This is a genomic window from Streptococcus sp. 22.1, from assembly GCF_016648645.1.
GTDB lineage: Bacteria > Bacillota > Bacilli > Lactobacillales > Streptococcaceae > Streptococcus.
Map to the genome: position 1 here is coordinate 198,294 of NZ_JACLQK010000001.1, position 14,301 is coordinate 212,594.

Consider the following 14,301-nt stretch of genomic DNA (forward strand, 5'->3'; position numbering starts at 1 on the left):
GGATTTTAGGGTTTATGAGAGAGAGGGTGACTTGTCATTTTGCACTGACATGTTACAATATTTAAGGAAATGTCATATGGGGATATGGTGTTTTTTGAAGTTAGTTATAGTGTATGTGTTAAGATACGATTTTCTGGACACATTTAGGCTTTGAGTAAACAAGTCTAAGAAGTCTTCTTTCGAGCAAAAAATCCAGGCTGGGAAACCTGGATTTTTTCTTTGTCTTTATTATTTTATTGGTCACCTTTCTCAGCTTGAGATTTGGCTTGTTTGATACCAGCATTGACCAAGCCCTGCATGATAGCCCCAAAAAGGATAGCTTCAAAAATGCCTGATAGCATATTATGGATTGAGAATAATTCTGTCAAATAGTCTTTATTGTCAACTAAGAAGTGAACTAGGGGCATGCCTAAGAACATGCTAATCCCAAAGTATAAACCTGACTTAAGCCCCACGTGCTTAAGTTGTTTTTTCTCTTTCTCAGTCAGTTCTTCCTCGTCAAAAGCATTAACAGCACTTATCTTTAACTTATAAGTAAGGATGCTGCTAACTAACAGAATGATAATCAAGAGGAGGATAGGATAAATACGAGCTACAAGTTCGGGATACTTAAAGCCTATAAGAAAGGCAATACAATTACCACAAAGTAAGGTAAAGAAAAGAACTACGAAAGCTATGTTACCCATTCGATCAACCTGTTGGCGCTTTTGTTCATCTAAAGGACCTGTGATACCATAAAAACGTTTAATTAGTTTGTCAGTGAAAGTTTCTTTAATCATGATTTACCTCTTTCTATCTTATATCTCTATTCGGATTTTCATCCCAAAAGAGACTGTTAAGATCCGTATCTAGAGCTTTAGCTAGATTAAGACAGAGCTCTAGTGTTGGGTTATATTTGTTATTTTCGATCATATTAATAGTCTGTCGGGAAACGCCAATAGACTTTGCGAGTTCTAATTGCGAAAGCCCCATATTTTTTCTAAATTCCCTGACCTGATTCATAATGGGACTCCTTCTGAAAGACAAGCTAATGTGTTGCTGTAAGTCGCAATTTATTAATTATGTCAACTTTATCTGACATAATTGTAGCAAGTTCCTATAGATATGTCAATTATCTTAGACATAATTTTAATTTGGTATTAACTAAAGTATTCTTTGTCAGCTCTTGAAAGCTTTTTGCTTTTTTGGTAAAATAAATGGTAATTGAATAGAAGTCGTAGAGACTAGTAACCTTATGGAAATTGACAGGGATTGGAGGCCGTGGACTGGAAGCCTCCTCAAGGGAAGTTTGGCGAATTCACTCATGAAGACGACTGACGAATCAAGGTCTGGGAAACTAGATAAAAACGGATGGTACCGCGTGTCAACGCTCCGGGTTGGAGTTTTGGCATGTGGTTTTTTGTTTGCGATTCGAAATTGTTACATCAGAAAGGAATCTCATGGATTTACAAACACAATTGCAAGAGTTGAAAACCTCAACACAGGCTAAATTGGCTGAAATGCGTGGTGAACACTCTAAAGAATTACAAGAATTGCGTGTTGCAGTTTTAGGTAAAAAAGGCTCTTTGACGGATCTTTTGAAGGGACTTAAAGACCTTCCTAATGAAGAGCGCCCTAAAGTTGGTAAAATGGTCAACGAAGTTCGTGACGTTTTGACTGAAGCTCTTGACGAAGCAGCTAAAATTGTTGAAGCCGCTAAAATTCAAGCTCAACTTGACTCTGAAAGTCTTGACGTAACCCTTCCAGGACGCCAAGTCAAACTTGGTAACCGTCATATTCTTAGCCAAACAGCTGAAGAAATTGAGGATATTTTCTTGGGTATGGGCTTCCAAATCGTTGATGGTTTTGAAGTTGAAACAGATTACTATAACTTTGAACGTATGAACTTGCCTAAGGACCATCCAGCGCGTGACATGCAAGATACTTTCTATATTACGGAAGAAATTTTGCTTCGTACTCACACAAGTCCTGTTCAAGCTCGTACACTTGATAAACACGATTTTTCTAAGGGTCCTCTTAAGATGATCTCACCAGGACGTGTTTTCCGTCGTGATACCGATGATGCGACTCACAGCCACCAGTTCCACCAAATCGAAGGTTTGGTCGTTGGTAAAAACATCTCAATGGGTGATCTTAAGGGAACGCTTGAGATGATTATTCAAAAAATGTTTGGTGCAGAACGTCAAATCCGTTTGCGTCCTTCTTACTTCCCATTCACTGAACCTTCAGTTGAAGTTGACGTGTCATGCTTCAAGTGTGGAGGTAAAGGATGTAACGTATGTAAAAAGACAGGTTGGATTGAGATCCTTGGTGCTGGTATGGTTCACCCACAAGTGCTTGAGATGTCAGGTGTTGATTCTGAAGAATATTCAGGTTTCGCCTTTGGTCTTGGTCAAGAACGTATTGCCATGCTTCGCTATGGTATCAACGACATCCGTGGTTTCTATCAAGGGGATGTTCGTTTCTCAGAACAGTTTAAATAAGGTTTAGGAGGTTGTCATGTCAGTAGTTATTCGTAAGGTTCTTCCGGAAGAAGTAGCAGAATTAAAAGTTATCTCCGAAGACACCTTTAGAGAGACTTTTGCTCATGATAACACCGAGGCCCAGTTGCAAGGTTACTTCGACTCCGCACTTTCTGAAGAAGTTCTCTTAGATGAAATCACTCATGAAGAATCGCGATACTTTTTCATTCTCGTTGATGGTGAAAAGGCAGGTTTTCTAAAGACCAATGTTGGTTCTGCTCAAACAGAGCAGCATTTGGACAATGCATTTGAAATTCAACGAATTTATATCAGTCAGGCCTTCCAAGGCATGGGTTTGGGTAAGCAACTCTTTGAATTTGCATTGCAGGAAGCCCGTGATCTAGGTTGTGATTGGGCCTGGTTGGGTGTTTGGGAAAGAAATTTCAAAGCACAGATTTTTTACGATAAATATGGCTTTGAAAAATTTGCAGAACACAATTTTCCGGTTGGTGACGGTAAAGTAGACTGTGACTGGTTGCTTAAATTAAAACTATAAACCGATTATTAAGTTGATAGAGAGGAGTTTATAAGGCGATTAAACGTGTCAGTTCGTCTTTCTCTTATATCAGCTATACATATTCCTATATTACAGAAAGGATTTGAATACGACCTCAAAGTTCGAGATTAGTTGTTTTTGAATCTGAATGTTTTGTACCTAATCATACAGAAAGGATTTGAACCCGCCCTAAGCTCTGGGCAAAAAAGATAAAGGCTCCTAGGTGCTGATGCACCAACGTTGCCTTTCCTATTTTTGCTGAGAGCTATTAACGGGCTTGGTATCATTATTATGCTAGTTAGTTATAAATGGTTAAAAGAGTTGGTTGATGTGGATGTTACCACTGCTAAACTCGCTGAAAAAATGTCGACGACAGGTATTGAAGTGGAAGGTGTTGAAACACCTGCTGAAGGCTTGTCTAAATTGGTTGTTGGTCATGTCTTGTCATGTGAAGATGTACCTGAAACACACTTGCACTTGTGTCAAGTAGATACAGGAGATGCTGAAGGTCCACGTCAAATTGTTTGTGGAGCTCCAAATGTCACTGCTGGAATCAAGGTAATTGTTGCCATTCCTGGTGCACGCATTGCGGACAATTACAAAATTAAAAAAGGGAAGATTCGAGGCATGGAATCTCTCGGTATGATCTGTTCTTTGGCAGAACTTGGACTTCCAGATAGCATTATTCCTAAGGAATTTGCAGATGGAATCCAAATTTTGCCTGAAGATGCTGTTCCTGGAGATAGCATTTTCCCATATCTCGACCTTGATGATGAAATCATCGAATTGTCAATCACACCTAACCGTGCTGATGCTCTTTCTATGCGTGGTGTGGCCCATGAAGTCGCTGCAATCTATGGTAAATCTGTTCACTTCCCAGAAAAAACAGTCACAGAAGACAGCAAGCCAGCTTCTGATAAGATTTCAGTAGCTATCGAAAGCGATAAAGTAGCTACTTATGCTAGCCGTGTGGTTGAGAATGTTACTGTTCAACCAAGTCCACAATGGTTACAAAACCTTCTTATGAATGCTGGTATCCGTCCAATCAACAATGTGGTAGATGTGACAAACTATGTTCTTCTTTACTTTGGACAACCAATGCACGCCTTTGATTTGGACAAATTTGAAGATTCACGAATCGTTGCCCGTGATGCCCGTGAGGGTGAAAAATTGGTGACTCTCGATGGTGAAGAACGTGAATTGACTACTGAAGATATTGTTATTACAGTTGCTGACAAACCAGTTGCCCTAGCAGGTGTTATGGGTGGTGCATCAACTGAGATTGATGACAATTCTAAAAATGTTGTTCTCGAAGCTGCTGTATTTGATGGTAAATCAATTCGTAAGACAAGTAGTCGTCTCAACCTTCGTTCAGAATCATCATCACGTTTTGAAAAAGGTATCAATAACGATACTGTCCTTGAAGCGCTTGATTTTGCTGCAGCAATGTTGCAAGAATTGGCAAATGGAACGGTGCTTGCAGGCCGTGTTCAAGCGGGGTCAGTTGATACAGAGCCAGTTCAAGTTTCTACAAGTCTTGATTATGTAAATGTTCGCCTTGGTACAGAATTGACTTTTGCAGATATTGAAGAAGTCTTTGCGAAACTTGGTTTTGGATTGACAGGTGATGCTGATAAATTCACAGTATCTGTACCACGTCGTCGTTGGGATATCAGTATCCAAGCAGACCTGGTTGAGGAAATTGCACGTATCTACGGGTACGAGAAATTGCCTACGACACTTCCAGAAGCAGCAGGAACAGCCGGTGAATTGACTGAAACACAAGCACTTCGCCGTAAGGTTCGTAGCATTGCTGAAGGTGCTGGATTGACTGAAATCATCTCATATGCTTTGACAACACCTGAAAAAGCCGTTGAATTTGCTGCGACACCAAGTAATTTGACTGAGTTGATGTGGCCAATGACTGTTGACCGTTCAGCTCTCCGTCAGAATATGGTTTCTGGCATGCTTGATACTGTTGCTTACAATGTTAACCGTAAGAATAGTAACGTTGCCATTTACGAAATCGGTAAGGTCTTTGAACAAAAGGGTAATCCAAAAGAGGAATTGCCAAATGAAATCAATACCTTTGCCTTCGCTATTTCTGGTCTTGTAGCTGAAAAAGATTTCCAAACCAAAGCAACGCCAGTTGATTTCTTCTATGCCAAAGGTATTGTTGAAGCACTCTTTGATAAACTTGAAGTTTCAGTTGACTATGTACCAACAAAAGACCTAGCAAGCATGCACCCAGGTCGTACAGCTGCTATTGTGCTTGATGGTCAAACTATTGGATTCCTTGGTCAAGTTCACCCACAAACTGCCAAAAACTATGGCATTCCTGAGACTTATGTGGCTGAAATTAACCTTAGTGCTGTAGAAGCTGCCTTGCAACCAGATCAACCATTTGTTGAAATCACAAAATTCCCTGCAGTATCACGTGATATCGCCCTTCTTCTCAAGGCAGAAATAACTCATCAAGAAGTTCTGGATGCTATCTACTCTGCAGGAGTCAAACGCTTGGTTGCCGTTAAACTCTTCGACGTTTACGCAGGTGAAAAACTTGGTTCAGGTATGAAATCAATGGCTTATAGCCTTACCTTCCAAAATCCAAATGACAACCTTACAGACGAAGAAGTTGCTAAATACATGGAAAAAATTACTAAAGCTCTCACTGAAAAGGTCGAAGCAGAAGTACGTTAATCATTAGAAAATCCATCTGAGAAGATGGATTTTTAAGTGATTAGACGATATTACATAAAGGAGATAATTTGTTTTTAGAGTTCTTTGACGGGGTATGGGGACATTACACTTTTGAATCTGATAAAGTCAATGTACTTATTGATGGCTTACCCAGTTTTGCTTATCCCTTGGGGCAATTAACATTTTTAGTGTTAGTCTATAGGTTACTCGTTCATCAGTATGTTAAGAAGTTTTTAATCATGTCACCTCAAGATATCTGGGCATGGCAAAAGGAAAAGTTTTGTCAAAGTAAATTATCTTTCATTGTCATCCCAATAGTTTATCTGTTTATTTTCGGAATGACCTATGTTTTGGTTGAGGATGTTTTAGCTACCGTCACTATTTACAAGGATTATGGAGGACCTATAGCTAAAACCATTGATGGTAAAGTTGAACAAATAGATATTAGTCATGTTGGGTCTAAAACGAGTAGTGCTAGGATTAATGCTCACTTTGAAAGTTCTGACGGGCAGACTTATGACATTCACCTGATAAACGGCGATAAAAGAATCGCTAATTATATGCGGCACCCTGAGTCAGATTCCTATACTGCAACGCTTTCCTTTGATAAACATGGAAAACCAGTTTACATTTCTAAATTCTGGGAATAAGCAGTCTGGATAGCTCTTTCAGGGATTTGCACTTGACAAATATGTAAATTCTCTGCATAATAAAAGAAAAAGCCATGAAAAGAGGGTAGCCATGCAAATTATTAAACGTAATGGTCAAGTTGCTGAATTTGATCCTGATAAAATTTACCAAGCCATCTTAAAAGCAGCACAGACTGTGTATGTTCTCGACGATACTTGGCGCCAAAACCTTGCTCAAGTTACGAAAAAAGTAGTGCTTGATCTTCAAGATGCTCAGGTAGAACGCCCAACCATCAACATGATTCAGTCATTGGTTGAAAATCGTCTCATGGAAGCAGGCTTTATCAATATTGCTGAGCATTATATTTCATACCGTTTGCAACGAGATTTGGAGCGTAACGGTTATGGTGACAAAGTAATTGTACACCTACGTTTTGAGCAGACTAAATAAACAAAAGCCATCAAGCGATGGCTTTTGTTGTGTCTAATTGTCACTTTGTCTTTTTTAAAATTTTTAAAAAGGATTCCAGTTCCTGTCCATGACCTATCTGCAGATAAGTTTCAGAAGTTGGTCTAATAAAGGATGATTCTAAAAAACGAATCTGCTTGTGGGCTTTGAATTTTTCAAGTGAAAACTCCTTAGGAAGTTGCCAGGTCACATGTCTAGGGGAAATCTGATAAGGAATGCTAACCTTAGATTTGTCAATGATTGCTTGACTTTTAGCCATGTTTTGTTGAAAGAGGTCACCAAGTTTCTTAATGTTTTTTTGGAACATGCCATTTTCGAGATAAACGGAAAGTGCTTTTTGCATGATGAGATTGGTATCATAGTCAATAAGTCCCTTGTGGCTCAAAAAGGTAGACTTAAGATTAGGAGGTAAAACAAGGCTACCTAGTCGCAAACCTGGAAAAAGGGTCATGGAGAAGGATTTGATATAGATGGTCTGATTTTGAGTATCATAGTAGTGAATAGGGAGATTTTTACTATCACTAAAGTCTCCCATATAGTCATCCTCGACGATATAAACATTATACTGATTGGCAAGTTGGGCTAGCTTTTCTTTTTCGCTAGCATTATAGCTTAATCCGAGAGGATTGGAGTAACGGCTGATAGTATAGAAGAACTTAATCTGTCCAGATTTAAAATACTCTTCCAAGCGGTCAAAATCCAAACCATCAAAACCACGGTTAATCGTCTCGTAAGCTAGATTTTGACGGTTGACAAGCTGGTTCATGCGATGATAGGTAGGTTGTTCTAAAAGAATTTTGTGGCCACCATTACCAAAATCCATCTGTGAAAGGATGTAGAGGGCCTGTTGACTTCCTGAGGTTATGACAATCTGATCTGAATTGACATAAATATCGTCAGCAATTAATCGACTCTTTAAGGCTTCAAGCAAATCTTTGAGTCCAGCTTGTTCATGATAATAGTTGAAGAGGTAGTCCTGATGACCTGCCAAACTTTCATCCAAACAAAGTTTAAAATCCTCGTAGGCTAATTGATTGTAATCGTTAAGGTTAAGAAGGACCTTATTATCGACTTCATTGCGTCCTTCGAGAACATAATAGCCACTTTTGGGTACGGCGTAAATATAGTTTTGATATTTGAGTTCCAAGAGTGCTCTTTGAGCTGTATCCTTACTACAGGCATAAGTCTGGCTAAGTTGACGAATAGAGGGGAGCTTACTCCCTTTTTTTAAAGTACCATTTTGGATATCTTTTATAATGGTCTCGACAATATCTTGATAAATACTCATAACTGACCCCTTACAGATTTTTCCTTATTTTACCTTACTTCCCTTCTCAGAGCAATAGGCCCAGAGAAATTTGACAAGATTATTAGATTTTGACATAATAAGAAGGTTGTAAGGTAAAACTAAATTCCCCTTCCAAATAAGTTTAAGGAGATTATAAGAATGACTTTTAAGAAAATCTTAGGACTTCTCGCTCTTGCATGCTTGACTATTATCGGTTTGTCAGCTTGTACACCCGAGAAAGAGCCTACTTGGACCTACGATAAAAACAAAATGCTATTTACAGGACAAGATGCTAGTGTACAAGTTCTTTCTGCAACTAAAATCGAATCACCAGAAGGTCAAAAAGCTGTACGCGTTTACTATAAACTTAGCAACTCAAGTAAAGAAACCATGAATGCTTACACTCTTTTGATGAAGGTAGTCCTTGATGTGAAACAAGAGAAGGAAGAAGTGAAGGTGGCAACAATGGTCTTTTCTAAAGATGATGACCGAGATAAGATTGCAAATAAAACCCAGATTGCTCCTAAGGAAGTTAAAGAAATCGTTGTTGACTATGCCGTTGCGGATTTTGATCATGATCTTAACATTGATTTCTCTGATTATGGTACTGAGGCAAACGCGACAGCCAAGCTTTCACTACAAAATCTTGAAAAGGCACCTGTCAAATATTTTGATAAAAAAGCTCAATAAGTTTGATCACCACACGTTCGTGTGGTTTTTTTATTGCTCAAAATCTGTACCCATACAGTAATAAAAATACTATCTTGTTTAATCGTCAGAATTTTCATAAACTTATACTATATTTATTGACTAAGGAGTTTTAGGTATGTCAGCAAAACGTTTAACCATTTCTGCATTTTTTATGGCACTTGTCATTATTTTGAGTTCGAGTCTCTTATCTATCCCTGTGCCAGGAGGTCATTTCTATTTTAACGGGATTGTTATTTTCCTAGTTGGTTTAATTTTCCCACCTACAGAAGCAGTTATTATTGCGGGAGTAGGTTCCTTTATTGGAGATTTTCTTTTTTACCCTCTTCCTATGTGGGTAACTCTAGTAACACACAGCCTTCAAGTTCTTGCTATTGCACTCATTGTTGGAGGGCGTTTAGGAGAATTGAGCAAATCTAGGGCATCTTTAGGTCTCTTGCTTGGGGCTATTATTGATCTAGTAGGTTATGGCTTAGGAAGAGCCTTTATCTATGGTACGCCAGCTTATGCTATTATGAAGATTCCATTTGACCTTGTAGCTGCTATTCTTGGTTTAGGAGTGGCCTATTACATTTATTTCCACACAAGCTTTGTTAAACAGTTTAAAAAGACATGGGAAGGGAAATAGATGACCAAAGTAATTGTTGCCAATGACCTCGTTGGTCTAGGTAAGGTTGCTATGACTAGTAGCCTCCCTATCATGTCAGCCTGTCAAACTGAAGTCCTTCCCTTGCCAACGGTTCTTTTATCTTCGCATACAGGGGACTTTAATAATATTTATGTACGTGACTTTACAGATGACCTAAAAGGGTTTTGTAAGCAGTGGGAGCACTTGGATTTTAAAGTAGATGGCCTTGTGAGTGGTTATTTTAAGTCAGAAGAAGAACTAAAACTTGTAGGTCAATTAGCTCGCGATAAAGAGATACCTCTATTTGTTGATCCTATTATGGCTGACAATGGCCGTCTCTATCAAGGTTTTGATAGAAACTATGTAGAAGCCATGAAAGATTTCTGTCAACAAGCAGATGTCATCATTCCCAATCTGACAGAAGCTGCCTTGTTGACGGATACTCCATATCTTGAAGCAGGTTCCTATGATAAAGTCACTGTTGAAAAGCTTTTGAGAGATTTGGCCAAGCTTGGCACTCGGAAAGTTATTGTGACAGGTATCTCTTTTGAGACAGACAAAATTGGGCTGGCTTATTTTGATAAAGAGACTAATGAAACGGCTTATCTTATGAGGAAAAGTTATCAATCTCATTTTTATGGAAGTGGCGATTTACTAACGGCAATCTTATCAGCTGGTTACTTTTATAACCTAGATTTACTAAAGGTTTGTGATTTGGCCTTGGATGTCATGGATAGAGTTCTTTCATCAACACTGTCCGATGGTCGTCCTTTAAAATACGGCCTATGCTATGAGCCTCATATTGGTTTATTATTTAGTGGTTTTAATGCCCTATTGGAGGAGAAAAATGAAAAGTGATAAAACACGTGAATTAGTTATCCTAAGTTTGTATGCAGCTTTAATTATTGTGAGCGTACAGTTTATTCGTATTCCTTTTGGACCTCAATTTGTCCATTTGGGAAATGCCCTAGTTGTGATTGCTGTTTTGATTTTTGGAGCCAGAAAAGGTGCGCTAGTCGCAACAGTAGGGTTGGGGCTATTTGATATTATCAATGGTTATGCTGCCGAGGTCTGGATTACTATTTTAGAATCCTTGATTGTCTGTCTGGTGCTCTATTTTGTTTTTGAAAAGCTACTAAAATCAAATGACAAAATGGTAAATATCATAATCATTGGAGTTATAGCTGCAGTAACCAAAATTATTTTGAATTTTATTAAGTATACGATTATTAATAGTATCGTTGCGGGTTTACCAGTAAATGCTGCCATGGTATTGGCTCTTACTAAAATAGGGGGAACCTTTGGAACATCAGTAGTGACTATTATTGCAGTTCCTCTCCTATATCCTGTCTTTAAACGTATTTTACAGAGAAACTAAAGAGTTAGCAGGTTGGTCCTGCTTTTTCTTTTTAATTTTCCAAAAGCATAGGTCCAAATTTTCACTAAAAAATGGTAAAATAGTAGAGTTAATGTCAAGAAAGGAAAGGGCTGAAGACTGTTTTAGCCCAGATATGCTATGTCTATTTTAGAAGTCAAAAATCTTAGTCACGGATTTGGTGACCGTGCTATTTTTGAAAATGTCTCATTCCGTTTGCTCAAAGGTGAGCATATTGGTCTTGTCGGTGCTAACGGTGAAGGAAAGTCAACCTTCATGTCTATCGTTACTGGAAAATTGCAGCCAGATGAAGGTAAGGTAGAGTGGTCTAAGTACGTTACAGCGGGTTACTTGGATCAGCATGCTGTTCTTGAAAAGGGGATGACCGTTCGTGATGTCCTTCGTACGGCTTTTGATGAGCTCTTTAAAACTGAAGAACGCATCAACGAGATTTACATGTCTATGGCTGACGAAGGAGTCGACGTTGATGCTCTGATGGAAGAAGTAGGTGAACTTCAGGATCGTTTGGAAACGCGTGATTTCTATACACTAGATGCTAAGATTGATGAGGTTGCCCGTGCACTAGGTGTCATGGATTTTGGTATGGATACAGATGTAACGGACCTTTCAGGTGGTCAACGTACCAAGATTCTCTTGGCTAAGTTATTGCTTGAAAAACCAGATATCTTGCTTCTTGATGAGCCAACCAACTACTTGGATGCTGAACACATTGCCTGGCTTAAACGCTATCTTCAAGAATATGAAAATGCCTTTGTCCTCATTTCGCACGATATTCCGTTCCTAAACGATGTGATTAACATTGTCTACCATGTTGAAAATCAAGATCTGGTTCGCTATGCAGGTGATTATGACAATTTCCAATCTGTCTATGCAATGAAGAAAGCTCAATTGGAAGCAGCCTATGAACGTCAGCAAAAGGAAATTGCAGACCTTCAAGATTTTGTTAACCGTAACAAGGCGCGTGTTGCTACTCGAAATATGGCCATGTCGCGTCAGAAGAAATTGGATAAGATGGAAATTATCGAGTTGCAGGCAGAGAAGCCAAAACCAGAATTCCATTTCAAGGAAAGTCGTACACCTGGACGCTTTATTTTCCAAACCAAAGATCTCGTTATTGGTTACGACCGTCCGTTGACCAAGGCTCCATTGAATCTTACATTCGAACGTAATCAAAAGGTAGCTATTGTCGGTGCCAATGGTATCGGTAAGACCACTTTGCTTAAGAGCCTGCTTGGTATTATTCAACCACTCGAAGGAGAAGTTGAAACAGGTGATTTTATTGACCTAGGTTATTTTGAACAAGAAGCAGAAGGCTCACGTCAGACGCCTCTTGAAGCGGTTTGGGACGCTTTCCCAGCTCTAAATCAAGCTGAGGTTCGTGCAGCTCTAGCCAAATGCGGATTAACCTCTAAGCATATTGAAAGTCAAATTCAGGTGCTTTCAGGTGGAGAACAGGCTAAGGTTCGTTTCTGTCTCCTTATGAATCGTGAAAATAATGTCCTTGTTCTGGACGAACCGACCAACCACTTGGATGTTGACGCTAAGGATGAATTGAAGCGTGCCCTTCAGGCTTTTAAAGGTAGTATCCTCATGGTATGTCACGAACCCGAATTTTATGAAGGTTGGACAGATGTTTGGGATTTTAATGAGTTAGTATAGAGATAAAAGAGTGTTGGCATTCTCTAAAGAGAGACTTGTTCACTCTTTTTTTATGATAAAGAGACGAGTAGACTTACTAAGACTTGATAAGACGGAGATGGTGTAGAGGAAGGTCGTCAGCATCATAAAGTGTTTTTCTACAGATTTTGTCGTGGCCTATTTGGGTTTTGAGCATACAAATTTAATTTGTTCAAAAAGTAACAAAGTCTGAGCATAAAAGGTGTAACCGTTTTCCGATTATGGTAGAATAAATTAGTAAACTATTATCAAAAGAAAGTTGGATAAACTTATGTCAAAAATCGTAGTTGTTGGTGCTAACCACGCTGGTACTTTTAGTATTAATACTATTCTCGATAATTACGGAGACCAAAATGAAGTAGTTGTTTTCGACCAAAACTCTAACATTTCATTCTTGGGTTGTGGTATGGCCCTTTGGATCGGTAATCAAATCTCAGGTTCTGATGGTCTTTTCTATGCCAACAAAGAAGGACTTGAAAGCAAGGGCGCTAAAGTTTATATGAACTCACCAGTTGAGTCTATTGACTTTGATGGTAAAACTGTTACAGCCCTCGTAGATGGTAAAGAGCATGTTGAATCATATGACAAATTGATTTTGGCTACAGGTTCTCAACCAATCTTGCCTCCAATCGAAGGTGCCGAAATTAAAGAAGGTAGCCGTACTTTCGAAGCTACGCTTGAAAACCTTCAATTTGTTAAACTTTTCCAAAACGCTCAAGAAGTTATTGATAAGTTGAACGACAAATCTCAAGATATCAAACGTGTAGCGGTTGTAGGTGCTGGTTACATTGGTGTTGAATTGGCTGAAGCTTTCCAACGTCATGGAAAAGAAGTTATCCTTATCGACGTTGTTGATACATGTTTGGCAGGTTATTACGACCATGACTTGACTGACCTTATGGCTAAAAATATGGAAAGCCACGGTATTAAATTGGCATTTGGTGAAACTGTTAAAGCAGTAGAAGGTGAAACTAAGGTAGAACGCATCGTTACAGATAAAAATGCTTACGATGTCGATATGGTTGTTCTTGCTGTTGGTTTCCGTCCTAACACAGCTCTCGGTGCTGGTAAGTTGGAAACATTCCGTAATGGCGCTTACCTTGTTAACAAGAAACAAGAAACATCAATCAAAGATGTTTATGCAGTTGGTGACTGTGCTACCGTTTATGACAATGCCCTTGATGATGTGAACTACATTGCCTTGGCTTCAAACGCTGTTCGTTCAGGTATTGTCGGTGGTCATAATGCCGGTGGTGGCGATGTTGAATCAAACGGTGTTCAAGGATCAAATGGTATCTCAATCTATGGTTTGAACATGGTATCAACTGGTTTGACAGAAGAAAAAGCAAAACGCTTTGGTTTCAATCCAGCAGTAGTATCTTCAACAGATCTTCAAAAAGCTGCCTTTATGGAAGATGAAAATGCAGACGTTACAATCAAAATCGTCTATGACAAAGATACACGCAAAGTTCTTGGTGCTCAAATGGTATCACGCATGGACATCTCTATGGGAATCCACATGTTCTCATTGGCTATCCAAGAAGGTGTAACTATTGACCGTCTTCAATTGCTTGATTTGTTCTTCTTGCCACACTTTAACCAACCGCTTAGCTATATTGCTAAAGCAGCAATCTCAGCTAAATAATCTTCAACAGCTAATTCAGTCGAATTAGCTGTTTTTTCTTTTTTTAATACGAAAAAAGCCTCCTACTGAACTGCACCCCAAAAGTTAGACAGAAAAAATCTAACTTTTGGGGTGTTTTTATTATGAAATTGACTTATGAAGAT

At 38.9% G+C, this 14,301-nt stretch carries 14 protein-coding genes; 11 read left to right on the forward strand and 3 right to left on the reverse strand.

Features of this window, described 5'->3' with window-relative positions:
- Nucleotides 1-233: 233 nt before the first annotated feature.
- Both H7U04_RS00770 and H7U04_RS00775 read right to left on the reverse strand, forming a co-directional pair.
- Nucleotides 234-779, reverse strand: a complete 546-nt coding sequence (locus H7U04_RS00770) for a DUF3278 domain-containing protein (RefSeq protein WP_013990427.1) — start codon at nucleotides 777-779, stop codon at nucleotides 234-236.
- A 13-nt stretch (nucleotides 780-792) separates the two neighbouring features.
- The gene (locus tag H7U04_RS00775) at nucleotides 793-1,002 is read right to left on the reverse strand and encodes a helix-turn-helix transcriptional regulator (RefSeq protein WP_073689802.1); all 210 of its coding nucleotides are present in this window, start codon (nucleotides 1,000-1,002) and stop codon (nucleotides 793-795) included.
- A 437-nt stretch (nucleotides 1,003-1,439) separates the two neighbouring features.
- Here H7U04_RS00775 and pheS point away from each other — a divergent pair, with 437 nt between their 5' ends.
- The 5 genes from pheS (at nucleotide 1,440) to H7U04_RS00800 (ending at nucleotide 6,798) form a co-directional block, all read left to right on the forward strand.
- The gene (gene pheS / locus H7U04_RS00780) at nucleotides 1,440-2,483 is read left to right on the forward strand and encodes a phenylalanine--tRNA ligase subunit alpha (protein WP_048675462.1); all 1,044 of its coding nucleotides are present in this window, start codon (nucleotides 1,440-1,442) and stop codon (nucleotides 2,481-2,483) included.
- Between the two features lie 16 nt (nucleotides 2,484-2,499).
- Nucleotides 2,500-3,018, forward strand: a complete 519-nt coding sequence (locus tag H7U04_RS00785; RefSeq protein ID WP_110981468.1) for a GNAT family N-acetyltransferase — start codon at nucleotides 2,500-2,502, stop codon at nucleotides 3,016-3,018.
- Nucleotides 3,019-3,309: 291 nt separating this feature from the next.
- Nucleotides 3,310-5,718 (forward strand): phenylalanine--tRNA ligase subunit beta, encoded by a 2,409-nt coding sequence (gene pheT, locus H7U04_RS00790; RefSeq protein ID WP_110981467.1) that lies wholly within the window; start codon nucleotides 3,310-3,312, stop codon nucleotides 5,716-5,718.
- Between the two features lie 68 nt (nucleotides 5,719-5,786).
- A complete protein-coding gene (locus tag H7U04_RS00795) occupies nucleotides 5,787-6,368 on the forward strand; it encodes a hypothetical protein (protein ID WP_049545159.1) in 582 nt (193 codons plus the stop codon).
- A 91-nt stretch (nucleotides 6,369-6,459) separates the two neighbouring features.
- Nucleotides 6,460-6,798, forward strand: coding sequence for an ATP cone domain-containing protein (locus tag H7U04_RS00800; protein WP_002891184.1), 339 nt, complete (start codon nucleotides 6,460-6,462; stop codon nucleotides 6,796-6,798).
- 40 nt (nucleotides 6,799-6,838) lie between these two features.
- Here the strand turns inward: H7U04_RS00800 and H7U04_RS00805 are convergent, their stop codons facing one another.
- Nucleotides 6,839-8,104, reverse strand: coding sequence for a PLP-dependent aminotransferase family protein (locus tag H7U04_RS00805; protein WP_073689806.1), 1,266 nt, complete (start codon nucleotides 8,102-8,104; stop codon nucleotides 6,839-6,841).
- Nucleotides 8,105-8,263: 159 nt separating this feature from the next.
- Here H7U04_RS00805 and H7U04_RS00810 point away from each other — a divergent pair, with 159 nt between their 5' ends.
- From H7U04_RS00810 to nox, 6 genes are all read left to right on the forward strand, one after another.
- Nucleotides 8,264-8,794, forward strand: a complete 531-nt coding sequence (locus H7U04_RS00810) for a DUF5067 domain-containing protein (RefSeq protein WP_073689807.1) — start codon at nucleotides 8,264-8,266, stop codon at nucleotides 8,792-8,794.
- Nucleotides 8,795-8,930: 136 nt separating this feature from the next.
- The gene (locus tag H7U04_RS00815) at nucleotides 8,931-9,440 is read left to right on the forward strand and encodes an ECF transporter S component (protein ID WP_048675476.1); all 510 of its coding nucleotides are present in this window, start codon (nucleotides 8,931-8,933) and stop codon (nucleotides 9,438-9,440) included.
- A complete protein-coding gene (locus H7U04_RS00820) occupies nucleotides 9,441-10,298 on the forward strand; it encodes a pyridoxamine kinase (protein WP_201059226.1) in 858 nt (285 codons plus the stop codon).
- Complete coding sequence (locus H7U04_RS00825) at nucleotides 10,288-10,818, forward strand: ECF transporter S component (RefSeq protein WP_073689809.1); 531 nt, start codon at nucleotides 10,288-10,290, stop codon at nucleotides 10,816-10,818. The genes H7U04_RS00820 and H7U04_RS00825 overlap by 11 nt, the downstream gene beginning before the upstream one ends.
- Nucleotides 10,819-10,956: 138 nt before the next feature.
- Nucleotides 10,957-12,495 (forward strand): ABC-F family ATP-binding cassette domain-containing protein, encoded by a 1,539-nt coding sequence (locus H7U04_RS00830; RefSeq protein ID WP_073689810.1) that lies wholly within the window; start codon nucleotides 10,957-10,959, stop codon nucleotides 12,493-12,495.
- 289 nt (nucleotides 12,496-12,784) lie between these two features.
- A complete protein-coding gene (nox, locus tag H7U04_RS00835; protein WP_048675487.1) occupies nucleotides 12,785-14,158 on the forward strand; it encodes a H2O-forming NADH oxidase in 1,374 nt (457 codons plus the stop codon).
- Nucleotides 14,159-14,301 lie beyond the last annotated feature (143 nt).